The following is an 18,967-nucleotide window of genomic DNA, read 5'->3' as shown; positions in this document are numbered from 1 at the left end:
GGGGCGCATGAGCGCCGGCATGAAACGGGCGGGACGAAGCGGGCGCGATCCGGCACAATAGCGGGGCGGGATACGCCGCAAACACAGGGCGCCGTGTCTGGCGCACGTCATGGGTAGTACTTTATTGCTGGTGGTTGGCGCACTGTTGCTGGTGCTGCTGAATGGTTTTTTCGTCGCGGCCGAGTTCGGTCTGGTCAAATTGCGCCAGACGCGGGTCAAGGCCATCGCCAAGCGGCACGGATTGCGCGGCCGCCTGCTGGCCAAGGTGCACGGCGATCTGGATGCCTATCTGTCGGCCTGCCAGCTGGGCATCACGCTGGCCTCGCTGGGCCTCGGATGGATCGGTGAACCGGCGTTTGCCAGCTTGCTGCACCCGGTGCTGGAGCTTGCCGGCATTCACAAGCCGGAGGTCGTGCATGCGATCTCGTTCTTCTTCGCGTTCTTTACCATTTCCTATCTGCACATTGTGGTGGGTGAGCTCGCGCCCAAATCGATGGCGATCCGCATGTCCGAGCGCGTCGGCCTGTGGACGGCTGCACCGCTCTATCTGTTTTACTGGCTGATGTACCCCGGCATCTGGGTGCTCAACCACAGCGCCAACCGCGTGCTGAAATTGCTGGGCCTCGACAGTGCCCACGGCCACGAGGGCGATTATTCGCCAGAGGAACTCAAGCTCATCCTGCGCGGCTCGCGCGAGTCGGACGATTTCAGCGGCGATGAATGGCGCGTGCTGGCGCATTCACTGGATTTCCGCGAGCTGGATGTCGGCGATCTGATGCGTCCGCTCAACGAGATGGTGGCACTGTCGGTCGATGACCCGATCGACATCAGCCTGGCGCGCATGGTGCAAACGCGCTACAGCCGCTATCCGCTGCTGGATGGCGAGGGCCGCGTGCTGGGCATGATTCATCTCAAGGATGTGTTCTTTGCCATGGAGCGCGGCACGCTGCCGGATGAACTCAAGGCGCTGCTGCGCCCGGTGGAGAGCGTGGCGCCGGATGAATCAGCCACCGCCTTGTTCCGCCGCTTCCGCACTGGCGCACCGCATTTTGCCGTGGTGGTCGATGCCGACGAGCTGCCGCTGGGCTTTGTCACGCTGGATAACCTGCTGGCCGCGCTGGTAGGCGAAATCCGCGACGAATACCGCCAGTCACAAAACGAGTGGTCGCGCCTTGATGACGGCTCGCTGATCGGCAAGGGCAGCCTGCCCATCTTCACGCTGGAGCGCGCCATCGGCGTCGATATCGAACACGACGACACCGCCGACAGCGTTGGCGGCCTTGTGCTGGGCAAACTGGGCGAGCTGCCGCGCGAGGGCCAGCGGATCGAGTTCGCGCTATTCGATGTGGTGGTCAAGAAAATGAATGGCCCGCGCATCGTGCTGCTGCGCGTTTATCCCAAGCAGGATGAAGGCTGATGGCGGTGCGTCGCCGCTGCCGGCGCGGCTTGCCGCGCAGTGCTGCTGCCCGCTATGCCATGCGGTTGGCGGCGGCGCAGCGGCGCCGCTGTTTCCACGCCGCGCAGTGAGGGCTGCACCAGATACTGCTGGCGGCGTGCAGCGGTTCTTGTTCGCGGCTTGAGCGATCGCCTCAACATCGTGCCGGGCACTTTCGCCCGGCGTTTCCCTCATACTGTTTGCCCATCTGCAAGGAGCCCACTGTGCTGACACTCGACAACCCGGCCCTGCTCAAGCAAGCCTGTTATCTGGCCGGCAACTGGTCGGCCGCCGATGACGGCCGTACCTTTGCCGTCCATAACCCGGCCACCGGCGCGTTGCTGGCCGAGCTGCCCTATATGGGCGCAGCCGAGGCCGGCCGCGCCATTGCCGCTGCCGAGGCGGCGTTGCCGGGCTGGCGCGCCCGTTCGGCCAAGGAGCGCGCACAACTGCTGCGCCGCTGGCACGACCTGATGCTGGCCAATCAGCAGGACCTGGCGCGCATCATGACCGCCGAGCAGGGCAAGCCGCTGGCCGAATCGCAGGGCGAGATTGCCTATGCCGCCGGCTTTATCGAATGGTTTGCCGAAGAAGCACGCCGTATCGACGGTGACGTGCTGCAGCACCCGCAAGCCGACAAGCGCATCATGGTGCTCAAGCAGCCGGTGGGCGTGTGTGCGGCCATCACGCCGTGGAATTTTCCCGCCGCCATGATTACCCGCAAGGCCGGCGCCGCGCTGGCGGCCGGTTGCACCATGGTGGTCAAGCCCGCCAGCCTGACGCCGTTGACCGCGCTGGCACTGGCCGAGCTGGCCGGGCAGGCAGGTATTCCGGCTGGCGTATTCAGCGTGATGACCGGTGGTGCGGACGCCATTGGTACTGAATTTGCCACCAACCCGACCGTGCGCAAGCTCTCGTTCACCGGCAGTACGGCCGTGGGGGCGAAGCTGCTGGCGCAATGCGCCGGTACGATCAAGAAAGTGTCGATGGAACTGGGCGGCAATGCGCCCTTCATCGTGTTCGACGATGCCGATCTGGATGCCGCCGTCGATGGTCTGATGGCCTCCAAATTCCGCAACACCGGCCAGACCTGCGTCTGCGCCAACCGCGTGCTGGTGCAGGACGGCATTTACGACGCCTTTGCCACGCGGCTGGCCGCACGCATGGCCGAGCTGAAAGTCGGCAACGGCATGGAAGAGGGCGTAAACCAGGGGCCGCTGATCAACGACGAGGCGGTCAGCAAGGTCGAGGCCCATATCATCGATGCACTGGGCAAGGGGGCTACTTTGCTGGTCGGCGGCAAGCGCCATGCGCGTGGCGGCACCTACTTCGAGCCGACCCTGTTGGGCGACGTGACGGCCGACATGCTGGTGGCGCGCGAAGAAACCTTCGGCCCGCTGGCACCATTGTTCCGCTTTACGACTGAAGCCGACGCCATCCACATGGCCAACGATACCGAATTCGGCCTGGCCAGCTATTTCTACAGCCGCGACATCGGCCGCATCTTCCGCGTGGCCGAGGCGCTGGAATACGGCATGGTCGGCATCAACGTTGGCGCGTTCTCCAACGAGGTCGGCCCCTTCGGCGGCATCAAGCAATCCGGCCTGGGGCGTGAAGGCTCGAAATACGGGCTGGATGACTATCTGGAGCTCAAGTATCTGTGCCTGGGTGGCATAGGCTGACGCAGATGCGGCCTCTTCCTGCGAGAGGGCGCATGGCGTAAAAGCGCAACTGCGGCTAATTCAGCAGCCGCAAATCTGGGCATGATGCAGTCATTCACTCCGAGATAGCTGCCGTGACTACCCAAGCCCGCCGGGTGCGTATCGAACGCGCCGTCGACCACATCAACCGCCATTATGCGCAAGCGCTCAGCCTGGACGAGCTGGCTGGCGTGGCCTGCTATTCCGGCAGCCACTTCGTGCGCGCATTCGAGGCCGAGGTGGGCGAGGCGCCGTTCGAGCTGCTGCGCAAGCGGCGGCTGTATGCGGCGGCCTATCGCTTGCTGGGGCGGGCGCCGAATGGCGAGCTGCTGGCCGAGGCTTGTGGCTTTGCCCATGCCAGCTCGTTCTCGCGCGGCTTCCGCCAGCAGTTCGGCATGAGTGCGCGTGACTGGCGTTACGGCGGCTGGCAGGACTGGGCTGGCCGGCAAGCACCGGATGGCACACCCGTTTCCGATACCACCGATGCAGAATACCTGGCCGACGCACTCGCCTTGCCCACGGTTTTGCAGGTGTTGCAGTTGCCGGCGCAATACATGGTGTACCGGCGTTTTCGCGGCGTGTGGGGCAGCGCGCTGATTGCACAGGCGCTGGCCGCGCTGCAAACCATGCCGGATTCGGCCCAGTGTTATGGCGTGCGCCATGATCTGCTGCACCTGCGCCGGCAGCAGGAGTGCTGCTTTGACCTGTGCGTACCACTGGCCCCCATGCAGGCCGTGCCGGCCGGGCTGGGCTATGTGCAACTGGCCGGCGGCCTGTATGCCGCCATGTCACTGCCAGACGGTGGTCCCTATCTGAGCTGGCGCAACCTGCTGGCTGGCTGGCCGGCCGATCACCCTTATACGCTCGACCCGCGCCGGCCGATGATCGAGGCCTATCAGCGCGCGCAGCCGGTGCGTTGTCACACGCTTTATCTGCCCATCCAATCCCACCCCCGCTGAGGATTTCATCGTGCGTACCTCCCGATTTGCGCTTGGCAGTTTGCTGGCGCTGGCCCAACTCGTCTTTCAACCGCTGGCCACCGCCGCGCCGGGCGATATCCGCTGGCAGCTGGCCACCGGCGCCCCCATACGCAGCGCACCGCTGCTGGCGGGTGATGTGCTGGTGGTCGGCAACTTTGCCGGCAGTCTGCAGGGCCTCAACTGGCCCAGCCGCACTCCGCGCTGGAAGGTGGCGCTGAAAGGCTCGCTCAGCAGCCAGCCTGCGCTGGATGGCGAGCGCATTTATGTGCAGACCAGCCGCCAGCTCTACGCGCTGGCCGTGGCCGACGGGCGCATCTTGTGGCAGCGCGATCTGGGTGACCAGGGCGACTGGAGCGGATTGCAAATCTGGGACAGCTATCAGGGCAGCCCGCTGCTGGCGGGCGATCTGCTGCTGGTAGCCATGGGCCGCACCCTGCATGCACTTAGCCGCGCCGACGGCACACCACGCTGGCAATACCAGAGCAGCGATCGCATCATGGCCACGCCCACCATCAGCGGCGAGCGCATCCTGCTGGCCGATAATGCGGGCCAGCTCAGCGCGCTGTCGCTGCCCGGCGGCAAACTGCTCTGGCAGCAGACGCCCAGCCGCAATGCCATTCAGTCACGCATTGCGGTGTGGCAGCAGGGTGCGCAGCAGCTGGGCATTTACGGCAGCCGTGATGCTGCCGTGCATGCGTTTGATCTGAACACCGGCAAACCGCGCTGGCAGCGCAGCCACGATACCTCGTGGGTAGTCGGCTCGCCGCTGGTGCGCGGCGATGCAGTCTATATCGGTACGTCGGACGGATTGTTCTTCCAGGCGCTGGATGCTGCCACCGGCAAGGAGCGCTGGCGCATCGATACCGGCCAGAATGCATTTACCGCACCGCTGGTGGACGATGGCAAGCTGTTGCTGACCACGGGCGACGCGTATCACCCCGGCCAGCCCGGCAAGGTCAGCGCGGTGGCGCTGGATGGCCAACTGCGTTGGCAAAAAGCCTTGCCGTCCGGCCTGTTCGGCCAGCCTATCGTGTTGGGCGATACGCTGATTGTGGGCACAGAGGACGGCAAGCTGTACGGCGTGGCGCTACGTTAAAGCATGCAGCGCGGTGCTGTGCGTCGAACTTGACGCTGCACTTCCAGCTTAGTGCAGCATGGCGGTGGCAATCACGGCGCTAGGGGAGTAACGCGCGGAGCTGACGCCACCGTCAGAGCGGAAGGTCACCTGATACTGGTGGCCGACTGCTTGAATGGCAATGACTTCAAAACAAACGGCATGGCCGTTCACGTCTTGGGCGAAGCAGTCGCCCGGCTGTAGTTCTCGAATAATCAACAATTTTCCAGTAATGAAATCTCAGCGGCGTCGATAGGCCGGCATCCCCTCCAGACGGGGGGTTGCGTGCCGGAAGGTAATGCGACCCTTGGTCAGATCATAGGGCGACATTTCGACCGTCACGCTATCGCCGGGCAGAACGCGGATGCGGTGCATCTTCATCTTGCCGGAGCCATAAGCCAGAATTTCCACGCCGTTTTCCAGCATCACGCGAAAGCGCGATTCAGGCAATGCTTCAGTCACTTTGCCCTCGAACGAGATGGTGCCTTCTTTTTCTTTCATGACGGATTCCGCTGTTGCAAGTGCGACTTGCACCTTGCAGATGAGTAGGGCCCGTTGTCAAACCACCGGTTAGGGGAGCACGGGCACGAAAGTCCAGGCCGCGGCAGCACCTGCGCAGGGGCAGGCCGCCATGGATCGTTCAAGCGGAACGACCGGCGGGATCAAGCGTGGTGAACATCAACGGAACGACTTTCGGTGAGCACGAAAGCGGAGCCAGCCAACGAGGCAAAAGGCTTGAAGAAGCAGCAACGAGGAGCGACAGGGCGGGGCGTGAATGGATCGCAAAGCCTAGTCGTTGGAGAATAATACGCAGGAAGCCATTGTTCTGCAAGTGATTTTTTAAGGGGGCTGATGGCGCAAGCAGCAATCAACGTCGCCGGCAAGCCCGTTCTGGCCTGCATGGACGGGGCCACGCCCGTGCGCAGGCCCGTCGGATCCATGCTCAGTGCGACCAGAAACGCTCCAGCCAGCTCTTCTTGTGCCAGCTCCGCTGCGCGCCACGCGACAGAAAATGCTCGGTATAGCGCCGGTCGCCTTCCTGGATGTGCCGGGTCAGCCAGTTGCGCAGGAAATGCAGCAGCTCGAACGTGACCGTTTCGCCCGCGGCCAGTCTTTGCTGCAGCGACTGCATTTGGGTGATCAAATCCTCGTGGTGTGCCTTGTGCCCCTCGTAATCGGGGTAGCCCAGAATGCGCATCAGGCTTTCTTCCACGGTGAAGTGGATGCGGGTGTAATCGGCCAGCCGGTTCAGTATCTCCACCGAGGCCTGCCGGCCATGATGGTGGCGGATGGCGTCGTACAGCTCGTTCAGCAGCCCCACCAGCACCTTGTGCTGCTCGTCGATTTCCTGGATGCCTACCGACAACTCGTCCGACCACACGATCAATTGTTCCATCTGCAATACTCCTTGAATCCTTGAGCTTGCACTCTGGCAAAGCTGCGCCGGGGCACGTTGATCTGGGTCAAACGGGGTGGTAGTACCGGCCAATTGCGTGCATTGCGGTGGCTTTTGCCGGGTGTGCTGGCTACCATCAAACGCGCCGCCGCGTGCTTGCCCGGCACCGGCACTACAGCCTGGAGAAGATCGTGACCACGTTCAGCCATACACTCGATATCGCTGCCGGCATCGACGCCGTGTTTGCCGCCATTGCAGCCCCCGAACGGCTGGCGCGCTGGTGGGGACCGGATGGTTTCAGCAATACCTTCGAGCTATGCGACTTCCGCGCTGGCGGGCGCTGGGTCTTCGTCATGCACGGGCCGGACGGGCGCGATTATCCGAACGAGAACGTGTTCGAAGTGATCAATCCGCCGCAGGAAGTGATCGTACGCCATGCCTCCGAACCCCATTTCCGCCTGGTGATCGGCCTGACCGCCTCGGCCACCGGCACCACGGTGCACTGGGCGCAAACCTTCGACAGCCCGGACGTCGCTGCGCATGTTGCTCATATCGTGGTGCCCGCCAACGAGCAGAACCTGCAGCGGCTGGCGGCCGAGGTGCTGCGCGCCGGCAACAGCGTGTGATGGCGCGGTCAGGTCGGCAAGTCTGTGGGCCATACTCGGATTGTATGACGGCTGGCAGCGTGAGCTACCGGGGCGGTCATGGTTTCATGGCGTTGCCGGTTTGCGCAGCGCCGTGCTGATGCGGTCCATATCGCCCATCAAGCGCTGATACTGCGCGGTGTCATTCGCCTGTGAAAAGCGGATTTGATCGCCCTGTACATGCCACATGCCCACCCTGGCCTGCAGCAGCGAGAACAGCGCGATGCGCCGGCCGCCCAGTGCCTGGGTGTTGGCGCAATATTTGTCATTGAGTGCCGAGCTGTGGCGGATGTCGTTGAGCAGCGCATCGCGCTGTTCCTGCAGCCCCGCCCAGGTCAGCCGTAACTGTTTCAGTCGCTCGCCGTGGGCCAGCAGCATCTGCTTGTAGTTGCGGCAATACTCGTCAAAGCCGGCCAGAAAGTGCTCGGTGCGTGCGCGATTGCGGGCCAGGCGCTCTGCCGGCCTGATCTGGTCCACCAGCTGCACCCCTTCCGGCGTGGTTTGGGCCGACAGCGCGGCCAGACCAAGCCGGGCCGTATCGGCTTGCCGCGCCAGTTCTGCATTCAGCGTATCCAGCCGTGCCTTTTCATTGGGTTCGTCCACGCCATGGGCGGCCTGGGTCAGCATGGGCAGCAGCAGTCCCATCAACAACGCCTTGCTACGCGGGCGGGATGAGGCCGGGCCGGCAATGCGGCATCTGCCCGCAATCAATGAACCGGTCGGCAATTCTGCAGACATGGCATGGCTCCCGTCTTTGGCTGCGCCGCACTAAGTGGCAGGGCGATCACGCACCGCGTTTGTTTCAGTGTAATGGCCGGGGCGAAAAGCGCCTGGGCGTTTTGGTGTGGCCAGCAAAACCACACCGGAGGTGTACGTTTACCAGCACTGCGGTGCCGGGTTTTGTTCGTGGTGATTGATGGATTGGCGCGGTGGCAGCTCCTCTGCCGTGCGGGTCCGCCTTGGCATTGGCCAAGCCTCGTGCGCCGGATCAGGGCTGGCCGGTAGGCATGCGTGCCGATGAATGGTCTTGTTTTTATATCTTAAGATATATATCTTAAGTAATGTTTTAAGACTGTTTAACGACTGGAGTGGGATCATGCGGGAAGGCAAAACGATTTTTGGCCGCGAATGGCTGGCTCGCTGGCGTGAGCATCTGGCGGCACACCGTGCCGCACATCATCTGCGCCATCTTGAGCATCACGGCCGGTGCGGCGGTGAGTTTGCTGAAGGGCACTGGGGTTGGCATGCCATGCGCGGTGGCCGACATCGGCATGGCCATGGCGGCGGTTTTTTTGGTGGCGGGCCGGGCGGTTTCGACAGCGAGGGCGGTGGCATGCCGCGTGCGCGCAAGTTCAGCTCGGACGATCTGCAACTGATGCTGCTGGCGCTGCTGGCCGAGCAACCCGCGCATGGCTACGAGCTGATCAAGGCGCTGGAAGCACGCTCCAATGGCTTCTATGCACCCAGCCCCGGCATGGTGTACCCGGCGCTGACCTATCTGGAAGAAATCGGCCATGCCACGGTCGAGCAGACCGGCAACCGCAAGTGTTATTCGATTGCAGATGCTGGCCGAAGTTATCTGGCAGCCAACCGCGAGCAGGCCGAGCTGATGCTGGCCAGATTGGTGCACATCGGCCGCAAGATGGACATGGTACGGCGTGCCTTTGCCGGTGAACCGGCCGAGGGCGAGCCGGAGGCGGGTGGCTGGCTGCAGGAGCTGATCAGCGCGCGCCGCGCGCTCAAGCACGCACTGGTGCTGCGCACCGAGGCCGGGCCGGACGAGCAACGCCGCATTGCGGCGATTCTGGCCCGGGCCACCGCCGAGATCGAAGCCGGCACCAGCAAGGAGGGTGAGCGCGATGGCGAATGACACTCTGGCGCCACAGCGTGTGCGCCACACGCTCAAGCTGCGCTTGCTCACCGTCAAGCGGGTACAGGCGCTCAGCCCGCAGCTGGTGCGAGTCACGTTCACTGGTGATGATCTGGCTGACTTCATCTCGGCCTCGTTCGATGATCACCTCAAGGTGTTCCTGCCGCGCCCCGGCGAAACGGTGCCCAAGTTGCCCGAGCTGGGGCCGAACGGCCCGCTGTGGGTGGAAGGCGAGGCCCGCCCCATCGCGCGCGACTACACGCCACGGCGCTTCGATGCCGCCGCCAACGAGCTGGATATCGAATTCGTGCTGCATGGCGAAGGCCCGGCAACCCGCTGGGCGGCACAAGTGCAAGTGGGCCAGCAGCTGGGCATAGGTGGCCCGCGCGGCTCGTTCGTGATTCCGCTGGCGTATGACTGGCACTTGCTGGTGGGGGATGAATCGGCATTGCCGGCCATCGCACGCCGGCTGGAGGAGATGCCTCCAGATGCGGTGGTACAAGTTGTGCTGCAAGTGGCTGATCAATCCGCACGGATTCCGCTGGTCGCGCTGCCCTCGGCACAAGTGCAATGGCTCTATCGTAGCGATGCTGCCGACAGCGCGGCGCAGCTGGCCAGCGCCGTGCAGCAGCTCACGCTGCCTTCAGGGGCAGGCTATGCCTGGGCTGCCGGCGAGTTGACCGCGATCCAGGCGGTGCGCAAGGTGCTGGTTGAACACCACGGCATCGACAAGCGCCATATCCGCGCCGCCAGCTATTGGCGGCATGGCGCGGCGGCCACGCACGAGACGCTGGATGACTAAACAGTGAGCTGGCTGCGGGCGCGCAACCAGTCGGCGCGCGCCAAGCGGTACAGACAGTGCTCGCGCAGCCAGTGGCCCTCGGCCACCAGCGGGTGTTGAAAGGTCTGGGCATCGCGCTGCATGCCCAGCTTTTCCATCACCCCTTGTGAGGGCTGGTTGGGCAGGGCGGTGAAGGACACGACCTCCTCGAAGCCCAGGGTGGTGAAAGCGGTATCCAGCACGGCTCGTGCGGCTTCGAAGGTGTAGCCCTGCCGCCACCACGCGCGCGCCAGACGCCAGCCGATTTCCACGCAGGGAAAGCAGGGCAGCGCCGGCGGTGGAATGTTCAGGCCGACGCAGCCGATGAATTCCCCGCTGTCCTTGTGTTCGACCGCCCACAGGCCCCAGCCGCGCAGCGCAATGATGCCTGCCGCTCGTTCGGCCATGGCGTCGCTCTCGGCCGCGCTCATGGGGGCGGGAAAGTAGCGCATCACCTCCAGGTCGGCATTCAGCGCGGCATAGGAGGCAAGGTCGTCAAAGCGCCACGGACGCAGCAGCAGGCGTGGCGTTTCCAGCGTCAGCGGTGGCACGGTTGGGACGTGCATGTGGGCAGTGGCGTGCATGCAGAGCCCTACAGTTGATCGTATTTGCGTGCATGACCGCGTGCCTGCTCGGCCGGGTATTTGAGCGCGTTCAGCGCGATCTTGCGTTCGACCACCGCCGCCAGATCGATGCCGGTGACATCGGCCAGCCGCAGCAGGTAGAGCAGCACATCGCTGATTTCCTCACCCAGCCGGGTGGCGAACTCGGGCTGCTGTGGCGCGGTCTGCGCCTGCTCGTCGTTCAGCCACTGGAACAGCTCAAGCAACTCGGCCGCCTCAACGCTGAGTGCGCAGGCCAGATTCTTGGGCGTGTGGAATTGATCCCAGTCGCGCTCGGCCGAGAACTCGCGCAGCCGCTGCTGCAATTGGACGATATCCAGCGCCATGTTCATTTGTTCCGCGTATCGGCTTGGGCAAGTACGCCAACCAGTTGTTGCAGTTGTTCGCGCAGCGCCGGTAGATCGGGAAAGGGCAGCTGGCAGGCCAGCGCGCCGGGTATGCCTTCGGCCTGCGTGCGCAAGGCGCGGCCCGCGTCGGTGAGGTGGATGTCGACACGGCGCTCGTCATCGCTGGCGCGTTGGCGCGTAACCAAGCCCAGCGCTTCCATGCGCTTGAGCAAGGGGGTGAGGGTGCCGCTGTCCAGATAAAGCTCCTTGCCCAGTTCGCCCACGCTGCGCGGTGCGCGTTCCCACAGGGCCAGCATGACCAGATATTGCGGATAGGTGATCCCGAGCGCATCAAGCAGCGGGCGGTATGCCCGCGTCAGCATATTGCTGGCCGCATAGAGCGGAAAGCACAGTTGCTGGTTGAGCAGAAGAGGGTCGGTCATGGGGCCTCGCGTCAGAACCTGTGCACCACAAAGGCCTCATTCATGTCGCGGACGAGCTGAGCGAGGCTCCCTCGCGGCGGCGAGGGCGGGGGGCGTGGAATAAAACGGAGAGAGCCGCTTTGTCTCCCTCTGCGTTCGTCTGGGACCCGGCTTGGCCGGGTTCTTGACGCTGGTTAGCTCCAGATAACGGCAGAGGGCATCACAGGCTCTCAGGTGCGCGAAGATAGCACGGCCCCGCCGGCCATAGAAGCGGGCGGGGCCGAGGCACTGCAGGGGCCTTACTGTGCGCGCACGCTGATCTGCACGTCGATATTGCCGCGCGTAGCGTTGGAGTACGGGCAGACCTGGTGTGCAGCGGCAACCAGTGTCTCGGCGCCGGCCTGGTCGATGCCGGTGATGATGACGACCAGTGCAACGGTCAGTGCAAAGCCGCCCTTGTCATTCGGGCCGATGCCGACGGTGGCCGAGACTTCGCTGCTGCCGGTGGTGATTTTCTGCACGCGTGCCACGTGCTCCATGGCGCTTTGGAAGCAGGCGGCATAGCCGGAAGCAAACAGTTGCTCCGGGTTGGCCCCGGATTTGCCACTGCCGCCCAGTGCCTTGGGCAAGGCCAGGTCAGACGAGAAGCCATCATCGGTGCGCACCTGACCGTTGCGGCCACCGGTTGCGGTTGCAGTGGTGCGATAGAGCGTTGTCATGGCGTTTTCCTTGGCATGAGTGAGAAGACAGCCTGATTCTAATTGCCAAATAAATTGTGTGCAATATAATTGTGAAAAATACAAACCGGACATCGGGACGCTGCGCCGGGCGGTAAGCAAAGTATCCTCAGCCGCTACCGGGGCTGTTGGTTTGCGTATAGGCTGTAAGGAAGGCCATAGGAGTGCCAGGCGATGAGAGTTCAAGCAAGGCTGATACTGGCTGCTGCTGCCATGCTGGCAGCGGGCTGGACGTGGTCCGGCTGCAGCAAAACCATGAGCGTGGTGCCGGAAGACTGGGCGCCTTATAGCTACCAGGACAAACCGGGCCATTTCACTGGCCTCGATATCGAGCTGATGCAGGCCATCTTCAAGGAGGCAGGCTGCAAGCTCGAATTCAAGACCGACATCCCGCGTCTGCGCCGGCATGCCATGCACAAGGATGGCAGGCTGGATGTGCTGTTTGCCGCGTCGGAAACCGAAGAGCGCAAGCAGTTCAGCTGGTTTACCAAGGCATATCGCGATGAGGTCACCGGCCTGTTTGCGCGTGGCGACGACGCGGCCCGCTTCGCGCAATTGCGCGGCTTTGCCGATGTATTGTCCGCGCGCGAGGCGGTGCTGAGTCCCAATGCCGGCTGGTATGGCGACGACTACGCCAAGAACCTGCCCGACCTGATGGCGGCCGGGCTGGTGCAGAATTTCGAGGATTTCGATCAGGCGCTGCGCATGCTCAAGGCCGGCCGGGCCGGCTTGCTGATGGGGGATGTGGGGGCGGTAACCTATTCCGCGCGCGAAAAGGTCAAGACCGCCGTGGCCCTGCTGCCGTTTACGCCCAACCGTGATCCTGTGCATCTGATGCTGAGCAAGAAGAGCACCACACAGGCGGATGTCGATGCGTTGGACGGCGCCATTGCCCGGCTGGAAAAGCGCGGCGATCTGGCCAGGATACGCGCGCGCTACGGGTTTCGTTGAGTCGGGTGCTCATGCCCGCAAGCAGGGAGGCTACACACCCGCGTCGCTGCACGGGATGCTGGATGAAGCAGGCTCAAGCAGTCTGCTGTTCCAGCACAAAGCGTGCACCGCCATCCAGGCCCAGTGCATCCACCAGCAGCGGTAATACGGTTTGCAGAGTGCCGTGCAGTGTATAGGGCGGGTTCAGGATGAACATGCCGCTGCCGTGCATGCCAAAGCCGTCGGCCGACGGGCCTTGTACATACAGCTCGGCACGCAGCCATGACTTCACTGGCAGGCCCTTGAGCTTGCCGGGCAGCTCGCGTGCTTCTTCGCGCTGCAGGCACGGATACCATATCGCATAGATGCCGGTGGCAAAGCGTTCCAGCGCCATCTGCAATGCCTTGATCACGCGCTGGTAATCCTGTTTTTCTTCGTAGGGCGGGTCGATCAGCGTCAGGCCACGGCGCGGCGCCGGTGGCAGCACCGACTTCAGTCCGTTGAAGCCATCAGTTACCTGCAGTACCGCCTGGCGGTGAAAGTGCTCGATATTGGCTTCCAGCAGGGCGCTGTCGCTGGGGTGCAGCTCGAACAGCCGCAACTTGTCGTCGCGGCGCATCACCGCCTGCGCCACCAACGGCGAACCGGGGTAGTGCGCCAGGGTGCTGGTCGGGTTGAAGCCACGCACCACCTCCACATAGCGCGCCAGCGGCTCGGGCAGGTCTTTGCGCTCCCACAGCCGGGCGATACCGTTTGCAAACTCGGCATTCTTGGTGGCATAGCCCTCGGTCAGGCTGTAGGCGCCAGCGCCGGCATGACTGTCGATATACCAGTAGGGTTTGTCTTTCTGGTTCAGGTAGCTCAGCAACTCCACCAGCAGGAAGTGCTTGAGGACGTCGGCATGGTTGCCGGCGTGAAAGGCATGGCGGTAACTGAGCATGGGGCAATCCGGTGCGAAAAAGCGAAACGGCGTGGGGCTGGCCCACGCCGTTGGGTACGGCACTTCAGTTTACTGCAGAGCGCCGCTGCTTGCAGCGGCACACCAGCTGGTCCACAAAGCGCCCCGCTGCCACTGACGAGCGTCAGCGAGGCTCCCTCGCGGCGGCGAGGGCGGGGGCGTGGAATCAAGCAAGGGGAAAGCCGGTGTTTCACCTGCCAGATCCGGCAGGAGCCCGGCTTGGCCGGGGTCTTGATGCCCGTTCACTTCAATAACGGGCAGCAGAGACGTACAGGCTCACTTACTTCTCGACGAACGCACGCTCGATCACATAGTCGCCGGCCTCGCCGATGCGGCGCGAAACCTGGAAGCCACGGGCATCCAGCAACTTGCAGGTGTCTTCCAGCATGGCCGGGCTGCCGCACAGCATGGCGCGGTCGGTTTCCGGGTTCAGCGGCGGCAGGCCGATGTCGCTGAACAGCTTGCCCGATTCGATCAGGTCGGTCAGGCGGCCCTGGTTGCGGAACGGCTCACGCGTCACGGTCGGGTAGTAGATCAGCTTGTTGCGCACTTCTTCACCGAAGAACTCATTGTTCGGCAGCTCGTTCTGGATGAAGTCGGCATAAGCCAGTTCAGACACGGTACGCACACCGTGGAACAGGATGACCTTGTCGAACTTCTCGTACGCTTCCGGGTCCTGGATCAGGCTCATGAACGGCGCAAGGCCAGTGCCGGTGGAGAAGTAATACAGGTTCTTGCCCGGCTTGAGGTCGGACAGCACCAGCGTGCCGGTCGGCTTGCGCGATACCAGCAGATCATCGCCCACCTTCAGGTGTTGCAGGCGCGAAGTCAGCGGGCCATCCGGCACCTTGATGCTGAAGAATTCGAGGTGTTCTTCGTAGTTGGCGCTGGCGATGGAGTAGGCGCGCGCCAGCGGGCGGCCGTCCACTTCCAGGCCGATCATGACGAACTGGCCGTTTTCGAATTTCAGGCCCGGATCGCGGGTGGTCTTGAAGCTGAACAGCGTGTCGTTCCAGTGGTGCACCGACAGCACTTTCTCTACGGCAAATTTGCTCATGATTTCAAAGTCTTGAAAAGTTGGATAAGAATTATACGCATTTGCATGCCATCCGCCCAAGCGTCTGACGGCATGCTGCGCTGCATTTACTTGCCGATGGCGGCGGTCAGTGCCGGCAGTGCTTCAAACAGATCGGCGACCAGACCATAGTCGGCCACGCTGAAGATCGGTGCGTCCGGATCGTGGTTGATGGCGACGATGATCTTGCTGTCCTTCATGCCGGCCAGATGCTGTGCCGCGCCGGAAATACCGGCCGCGATATACAGCCCCGGGGCAACAATGGTGCCGGTCTGGCCCACTTGCCAGTCGTTCGGCGCATAGCCTGCATCGACGGCTGCGCGGGTGGCGCCCACGGCGCCTTCCAGCTTTTGCGCCAGCGGGGTCAGCAACTGGTGGAACTGTTCGCCCAGCGAGCGGCCGCCGGAGATGACCACCGGGGCCGAGGCCAGATCGGGCTGGTCCGATTCGTTGCGCACTTCCGATACCCAGCGCGATTTGCCACTGGCAGCCGGGGCGGGCAGGGTGGTGATTTCAGCATTGCCGCCGTCCACGGCAGCATCAAAGCTGGTGGCGCGCACGGTGACGACCTGCAGCGCGTCGCTGTTCTCGACCGTGGCCAGCACGCTGCCGGCATAGATCGGGCGGGCATAGGTATTCGGCGCCTTGATGCCGATCACGTCAGCCACCATGGCCACGTCCAGCAGCGCGGCGGCGCGCGGCAGGATGTTCTTGGCAAAGGTGGTGTGGGCCGAGACCAGTACCTTGTAATCACGTGCGAGGCCGACGACGATGGCCGATACATCCTCGGCCAGCGGGTGGGCCAGATGCGGTGCATCGACGTGGATCACGCGCGCCACGCCGGCCACCTGGGCGGCGCTGGCTGCGGCAGCTGCGGTGTTGTCGCCCACCAGCAGCAGGTGTACCGGCAAACCCCATGCCTGTGCAGCGCTGATGGTCTGGCGGGCGGCTTTTTTCAGTTGTTGGCCATCGTGTTCGGCCAGGATCAGAATGCTCATCAAATCGCCCCTACGCTACGCAGTTTTTCGACCAGTTCGGCTACGCTGTTCACCTTGATGCCCGGCTTGCGTGCCGGCGGCTCGGCCAGATTGACCACCTTCAGGTGCGGTGCGGTGTCGATGCCCAGCTCGTCTGCGGTCAACGATTCGATGGGCTTTTTCTTGGCCATCATCAGGTTGGGCAGTTTGACGAAGCGCGGTTCGTTCAGGCGCAGGTCGGTGGTGATGACGGCCGGCAGTTGCAGCGCCACGGTTTCGCTACCGGTGTCGACTTCACGCGTGACGATGGCTTCGTTGCCGCTGATTTCCAGCTTGGAGGCAAACGTGCCCTGACCGATGTCCAGCAGTGCGGCCAGCATCTGGCCGACCTGGCCGGCGTCATCGTCGATGGCCTGCTTGCCCAGCAGCACCAGCTGCGGCTGCTCGCGTTCGTACACGGCCTTGAGGATTTTGGAGACGGCCAGTGGCTGCAGCTGCGCGGTGCTGTCGACCAGGATGGCGCGATCGGCGCCCATGGCCAGCGCATGACGCAGCACGTCCTGCGCGTGGCCGTGGCCGATGGTGACCGCAACGATTTCGGTCACGATGCCCTGTGCCTTCAGGCGCAGCGCTTCTTCAACCGCGATTTCGTCAAACGGGTTGATGCTCATCTTGACGTTTTCGGTCTCGACGCCCGAACCGTCCGGTTTGATGCGCGGCCGGATGTTGTGGTCGATCACGCGCTTGATTGCTACCAAAGCCTTCATGGCACTTCTCCATAATTTCGCGTGATTTTAACAGAATAGTGGGCATATCTGTAAATTGGATTATTTTCGCGATACATATATAAAAAATGGATATGTAGATAGAACGCGGGGTGCAGCACCATCGTGCGCCCGGAACTTCGGCATTCGGCACCAGCTGTGCGAAAATACCGGGTTTCGCCGCCCGTGATGAAGGGGCTGCCCTGATCCTGCCAAGAGAACACCATGCAACGTGATGTAATGACCTACGACGTGCTGATCGTCGGCGCCGGCCCGGCCGGGCTGGCGGCAGCGATCCGCATCAAGCAACTGGCTGCCGCGCAAAACCGCGAGATCGGCGTGTGCGTGCTGGAAAAGGGCGCCGAAGTGGGCGCGCACATCCTGTCCGGCGCGGTGATCGACCCGGTGGCGCTCAACGAGCTGATCCCCGACTGGCGCGAGCACGGCGCACCGCTGACCACCGAGGTGAGCGAAGACCGCTTCCTGATGCTGGATGAGGACGGCGCCTATCGCATCCCCAACCTGCTGCTGCCGCCGCTGATGAACAACCATGGCAATTATGTGGTGAGCCTGTCCAACGTCTGCCGCTGGCTGGCCGATCAGGCCGAGGCGTTGGGCGTGGAAATCTACCCCGGCTTTACCGCCGCCCAAGTGTTGTACGGCGATGATGGCGCGGTGCGCGGTGTGATTACCGGCGACATGGGCGTCGGCAAGGACGGCAAGGAAAAGCCGGACTACGCACCGGGCATGGAACTGCAGGCGACCTATACGCTGATCGGCGAGGGCGTGCGCGGCTCGCTGGCCAAGGAGCTGGAGGCGCATTTCGGCCTGCGTGACGGCGCGCAGCCGCAAAAATACGGCATTGGCTTCAAGGAAGTGTGGCAGATCGACCCCAAGCAACATCAGCCGGGCCTCGTCATCCACTCGCAGGGCTGGCCACTGGGTGGCGATACCGGCGGTGGCGGCTTCCTCTATCACCTGGAAGAAAACCTGGTGTCGGTCGGCTTTGTGGTGCATCTGAACTACAGCAATCCTTATCTCAGCCCGTTTGACGAATTCCAGCGCTATAAGACGCATCCGGTCATCCGCAAGATGCTGGAGGGTGGCAAGCGCCTGGCCTATGGCGCGCGCGCGATCAACGAGGGTGGCTTGCAGTCGCTGCCCAAGCTCACCTTCCCCGGTGGTGCGCTGATCGGTTGCTCGGCCGGCTTCGTCAACGTGCCGCGTATCAAGGGCAGCCACAATGCCATGAAGTCCGGCATGCTGGCTGCCGAAGCAGTGGTCGAGGCGCTGGCTGCCGGTCGTAGTGGTGACGAGCTGGTCAGCTACCCGGAAAAGCTGCGCACATCCTGGGTGTGGAAAGACCTCGATCAGGTGCGCAACGTCAAACCGGCGCTGTCCAGGTTCGGCAATGTACTGGGCTCGATGTATGGTGGCTTTGAAATGTGGCTGGCTGCAGCCGGTATCCGCCTGCCGTGGACACTCAAGCACAGCAAACCGGACAACGCCTGTCTGAAGCCGGCCAACGAGTGCACGCCGATCAAATACCCCAAATACGATGGCAAGGTCAGCTTCGACAAGCTGTCGTCGGTGTTTCTGTCCAACGTCGCACACGAGGAAAACCAGCCCTGCCATCTGAAGCTGGCCGATGGCGCAGTGCCGATCGAACTCAATCTGGCGAAATACGATGCACCCGAGCAGCGCTACTGCCCGGCCGGCGTGTATGAAATCGTCAAGGACGCCACCGGCCCGCGCTTGCAGATCAACGCGGCCAACTGCATCCACTGCAAGACCTGCGACATCAAGGACCCGAGCCAGAACATCAACTGGACCACGCCGGAAGGTGGTGGCGGGCCGAATTATCAGGAAACCTGATGCCGTTGACCCGTCCTGAATTAGGTTGACACCCAAAACAGCTGGTTTGAACCCGCATTATCCTGCCAACGACGCCCGGTGCACCGCATCGGGCGTTTGCATTTGCAACGACAGATGCGGCCGCTCATGGTTATAAATCGCGACCGACTCACCCACCATGCGCCGGGCCTGCGCAAGGTCCACAGGCCGCTGCAATAACAACTCCGTCTTGAGAATGCCATTCACCCGCTCTGCCAGCGCATTCTGGTAGCAATCATACCCATCCGTCATCGAGCAGATCACCCCATGCTGCCGATGCAGCTTCTGGTAGTAACTCGAGCA

General features: G+C 63.1%; 22 protein-coding genes. 9 read left to right on the top strand and 13 right to left on the bottom strand.

Features of this window, described 5'->3' with window-relative positions:
* Positions 1-109 precede the first annotated feature (109 nt).
* The 4 genes from B9A19_RS11875 to B9A19_RS11860 all read left to right on the top strand — a co-directional run bounded on the left by B9A19_RS11875 (position 110) and on the right by B9A19_RS11860 (position 5,211).
* The gene (locus tag B9A19_RS11875; RefSeq protein ID WP_084091018.1) at positions 110-1,417 is read left to right on the top strand and encodes a hemolysin family protein; all 1,308 of its coding nucleotides are present in this window, start codon (positions 110-112) and stop codon (positions 1,415-1,417) included.
* Between the two features lie 242 nt (positions 1,418-1,659).
* Positions 1,660-3,117 (top strand): NAD-dependent succinate-semialdehyde dehydrogenase, encoded by a 1,458-nt coding sequence (locus tag B9A19_RS11870; protein WP_139798801.1) that lies wholly within the window; start codon positions 1,660-1,662, stop codon positions 3,115-3,117.
* 113 nt (positions 3,118-3,230) lie between these two features.
* Positions 3,231-4,094: an AraC family transcriptional regulator gene (locus B9A19_RS11865; protein WP_176216904.1), complete on the top strand. Its 864-nt coding sequence runs from the start codon at positions 3,231-3,233 to the stop codon at positions 4,092-4,094.
* A 10-nt stretch (positions 4,095-4,104) separates the two neighbouring features.
* A complete protein-coding gene (locus B9A19_RS11860) occupies positions 4,105-5,211 on the top strand; it encodes an outer membrane protein assembly factor BamB family protein (protein WP_084091016.1) in 1,107 nt (368 codons plus the stop codon).
* A 48-nt stretch (positions 5,212-5,259) separates the two neighbouring features.
* Here B9A19_RS11860 and B9A19_RS11855 read toward each other — a convergent pair whose 3' ends face one another.
* The 3 genes from B9A19_RS11855 to B9A19_RS11845 form a co-directional block, all read right to left on the bottom strand.
* Positions 5,260-5,448, bottom strand: coding sequence for a hypothetical protein (locus tag B9A19_RS11855; protein ID WP_139798800.1), 189 nt, complete (start codon positions 5,446-5,448; stop codon positions 5,260-5,262).
* Positions 5,449-5,469: 21 nt separating this feature from the next.
* On the bottom strand, positions 5,470-5,730 hold the full coding sequence (gene infA, locus B9A19_RS11850) for a translation initiation factor IF-1 (RefSeq protein WP_084091014.1): 261 nt from the start codon (positions 5,728-5,730) through the stop codon (positions 5,470-5,472).
* A gap of 442 nt (positions 5,731-6,172) precedes the next feature.
* Positions 6,173-6,625 (bottom strand): bacteriohemerythrin, encoded by a 453-nt coding sequence (locus B9A19_RS11845; RefSeq protein ID WP_084091013.1) that lies wholly within the window; start codon positions 6,623-6,625, stop codon positions 6,173-6,175.
* A gap of 191 nt (positions 6,626-6,816) precedes the next feature.
* Between B9A19_RS11845 and B9A19_RS11840 the strand changes: the two genes are divergently transcribed.
* Positions 6,817-7,251, top strand: coding sequence for an SRPBCC domain-containing protein (locus B9A19_RS11840; protein WP_084091114.1), 435 nt, complete (start codon positions 6,817-6,819; stop codon positions 7,249-7,251).
* Positions 7,252-7,335: 84 nt separating this feature from the next.
* Here the strand turns inward: B9A19_RS11840 and B9A19_RS11835 are convergent, their stop codons facing one another.
* The gene (locus tag B9A19_RS11835) at positions 7,336-7,914 is read right to left on the bottom strand and encodes a hypothetical protein (protein WP_084091012.1); all 579 of its coding nucleotides are present in this window, start codon (positions 7,912-7,914) and stop codon (positions 7,336-7,338) included.
* 451 nt (positions 7,915-8,365) lie between these two features.
* On the opposite strand from B9A19_RS11835, the gene B9A19_RS11830 reads away from it, so the two are divergent.
* A complete protein-coding gene (locus B9A19_RS11830) occupies positions 8,366-9,139 on the top strand; it encodes a PadR family transcriptional regulator (protein ID WP_139798799.1) in 774 nt (257 codons plus the stop codon).
* Positions 9,129-9,941, top strand: a complete 813-nt coding sequence (locus B9A19_RS11825) for a siderophore-interacting protein (RefSeq protein WP_084091011.1) — start codon at positions 9,129-9,131, stop codon at positions 9,939-9,941. Before B9A19_RS11830 ends, B9A19_RS11825 begins: the two co-directional genes overlap by 11 nt.
* Here B9A19_RS11825 and B9A19_RS11820 read toward each other — a convergent pair.
* The 4 genes from B9A19_RS11820 to B9A19_RS11805 form a co-directional block, all read right to left on the bottom strand.
* A complete protein-coding gene (locus B9A19_RS11820; protein ID WP_084091010.1) occupies positions 9,938-10,525 on the bottom strand; it encodes a GNAT family N-acetyltransferase in 588 nt (195 codons plus the stop codon). The genes B9A19_RS11825 and B9A19_RS11820 overlap by 4 nt on opposite strands.
* 26 nt (positions 10,526-10,551) lie before the next feature.
* Entirely contained in the window at positions 10,552-10,908 is a 357-nt protein-coding gene (locus B9A19_RS11815; protein WP_176216903.1) for a nucleotide pyrophosphohydrolase, read from the bottom strand.
* A gap of 2 nt (positions 10,909-10,910) precedes the next feature.
* Positions 10,911-11,351 (bottom strand): MarR family winged helix-turn-helix transcriptional regulator, encoded by a 441-nt coding sequence (locus B9A19_RS11810; protein ID WP_084091009.1) that lies wholly within the window; start codon positions 11,349-11,351, stop codon positions 10,911-10,913.
* Between the two features lie 278 nt (positions 11,352-11,629).
* A complete protein-coding gene (locus B9A19_RS11805) occupies positions 11,630-12,049 on the bottom strand; it encodes an organic hydroperoxide resistance protein (protein WP_084091008.1) in 420 nt (139 codons plus the stop codon).
* A gap of 192 nt (positions 12,050-12,241) precedes the next feature.
* Here B9A19_RS11805 and B9A19_RS11800 point away from each other — a divergent pair, with 192 nt between their 5' ends.
* Complete coding sequence (locus tag B9A19_RS11800; protein WP_084091007.1) at positions 12,242-13,018, top strand: substrate-binding periplasmic protein; 777 nt, start codon at positions 12,242-12,244, stop codon at positions 13,016-13,018.
* 73 nt (positions 13,019-13,091) lie between these two features.
* Here the strand turns inward: B9A19_RS11800 and B9A19_RS11795 are convergent, their stop codons facing one another.
* The 4 genes from B9A19_RS11795 to B9A19_RS11780 all read right to left on the bottom strand — a co-directional run bounded on the left by B9A19_RS11795 (position 13,092) and on the right by B9A19_RS11780 (position 16,774).
* Positions 13,092-13,937, bottom strand: coding sequence for a 23S rRNA (adenine(2030)-N(6))-methyltransferase RlmJ (locus tag B9A19_RS11795; protein ID WP_084091006.1), 846 nt, complete (start codon positions 13,935-13,937; stop codon positions 13,092-13,094).
* Positions 13,938-14,235: 298 nt separating this feature from the next.
* The gene (locus B9A19_RS11790) at positions 14,236-15,012 is read right to left on the bottom strand and encodes a ferredoxin--NADP reductase (protein WP_084091005.1); all 777 of its coding nucleotides are present in this window, start codon (positions 15,010-15,012) and stop codon (positions 14,236-14,238) included.
* A gap of 86 nt (positions 15,013-15,098) precedes the next feature.
* Positions 15,099-16,028 (bottom strand): electron transfer flavoprotein subunit alpha/FixB family protein, encoded by a 930-nt coding sequence (locus B9A19_RS11785; protein ID WP_084091004.1) that lies wholly within the window; start codon positions 16,026-16,028, stop codon positions 15,099-15,101.
* Positions 16,028-16,774 carry an electron transfer flavoprotein subunit beta/FixA family protein gene (locus B9A19_RS11780; protein WP_084091003.1) on the bottom strand — a complete coding sequence of 249 codons (747 nt, stop codon included), beginning with the start codon at positions 16,772-16,774 and terminating at the stop codon, positions 16,028-16,030. Before B9A19_RS11780 ends, B9A19_RS11785 begins: the two co-directional genes overlap by 1 nt.
* A 222-nt stretch (positions 16,775-16,996) precedes the next feature.
* On the opposite strand from B9A19_RS11780, the gene B9A19_RS11775 reads away from it, so the two are divergent.
* Positions 16,997-18,646 carry an electron transfer flavoprotein-ubiquinone oxidoreductase gene (locus B9A19_RS11775; RefSeq protein ID WP_084091002.1) on the top strand — a complete coding sequence of 550 codons (1,650 nt, stop codon included), beginning with the start codon at positions 16,997-16,999 and terminating at the stop codon, positions 18,644-18,646.
* Positions 18,647-18,703: 57 nt separating this feature from the next.
* Here B9A19_RS11775 and B9A19_RS11770 read toward each other — a convergent pair.
* On the bottom strand, positions 18,704-18,967 hold a 264-nt coding region (locus B9A19_RS11770; RefSeq protein ID WP_139798798.1), incomplete at its 5' end, for an integrase core domain-containing protein.

It is taken from the genome of Andreprevotia lacus DSM 23236, assembly GCF_900176275.1.
GTDB classification, from domain to species: Bacteria; Pseudomonadota; Gammaproteobacteria; order Burkholderiales; family Chitinibacteraceae; genus Andreprevotia; species Andreprevotia lacus.
This window is presented reverse-complemented; position numbering and strand designations above follow the sequence as displayed.